The sequence below is a fragment of the Clavibacter sp. MX14-G9D genome (assembly GCF_032917815.1).
Lineage (GTDB): Bacteria > Actinomycetota > Actinomycetes > Actinomycetales > Microbacteriaceae > Clavibacter > Clavibacter michiganensis_K.
The window spans coordinates 1-1,057 of sequence record NZ_JAVCVL010000393.1 but is presented as its reverse complement, the minus strand read 5'-3'; the positions used below and the strand labels follow the sequence as shown (position 1 = coordinate 1,057).

Here is a 1,057-nt window from a genome sequence, read left to right as displayed (position 1 = left end):
CGGCGGTGCGGCCGCGGAGGGGCCGGCGGATCCTGCGGCCGGCGCCACGGACGCGGCGCCGGGCGCGTAGTCCTCGGGAAGCGGCGACTCCGAGATGAGGCGCGGCTCGGGCGTGGACGACGCGCGGCCGGGGAAGACGCGGCGGCCGGAGACGAGGGGCGTCCAGCGGCTGCCGTCCCAGAAGCGCTGGTTGCCCTCGCCGTCGCCGAACCAGCCGGGCTCGTCGGACGACGGGGTGACCGACGTCGGGGAGGCGGGCGGCGGGGGCGACGACATGGTGCTCCTCAGCTGGAGAAAAGTCTCCTCCTCCGCTCAGGTTAGGCGGCGGGCGGGGCGACCGTGAAGCCCCGGGGTGCGCGTCGGATGGCCCGGGCACCCCCAGTCAGGGGCGTCCGGGCGCCCCCTGGGCCGGACGGCCCGGTACCACCCCGCGCAGAGGAGCACCAGGAGGAGGGCGTCCACCAGGTCCCCGCCGTGGTACATCACCCGGGCCGCCAGCTCGGCCTCGGCGCGCGGCACTCCGACGGGCGGCGCCGCGTACAGGCCCTTCGCGAGGATCCCGTGCGCCGCCATCGCCGCCACCAGCACGCCGCCGCGGACGAGGGGCGAGGGGCGGTGCGGCGACGGGTCGACGCCCACGATCGCCGCCGTGAAGAGGCAGCCGGCGGCGAGGACGTGCACGTCCACGAGGGCCGTCAGCAGCGGGTCGCCGTGCATGCGCACCAGCACGGGCGTCCCGTAGACCACCCACATGCCGCCCACGGCCAGCACCGCGGCCGGGACGGGATGCGCGAGGAACCGCACCGGCCGCGACCGGAGCAGCGCCGCGAGACGCCGGGCGGGGACGACGTCGAGGGCCCGGAGCGCCAGCGTCACGGGCGCCGCGCGGACGAGGAGGAGGGGCGCCAGCATGCCGAGCAGGAGATGGCCGACCATGTGGGCGACGAGGTCGTCGTGGGCGGCGGCGGCGAGGGGGCCCGTGACGGCGGCGGTCGCGGCGGCGAGCCCGAGGATCCAGAGGGCCGTGCGGTGCGCGGGCCATGCGCGGCGGCGCCGG

At 78.3% G+C, this 1,057-nt stretch carries 2 protein-coding genes; both read right to left on the bottom strand.

Going from position 1 to position 1,057, the window contains the following annotated elements:
- Positions 1–276, bottom strand: a 276-nt coding sequence (locus tag Q6969_RS15905) for a DUF2510 domain-containing protein (protein WP_317231309.1), incomplete at its 3' end; no start/stop codon positions are given.
- Between the two features lie 36 nt (positions 277–312).
- Positions 313–1,057, bottom strand: a 745-nt coding sequence (locus Q6969_RS15900) for a cytochrome c oxidase assembly protein (RefSeq protein ID WP_317231308.1), incomplete at its 5' end; no start/stop codon positions are given.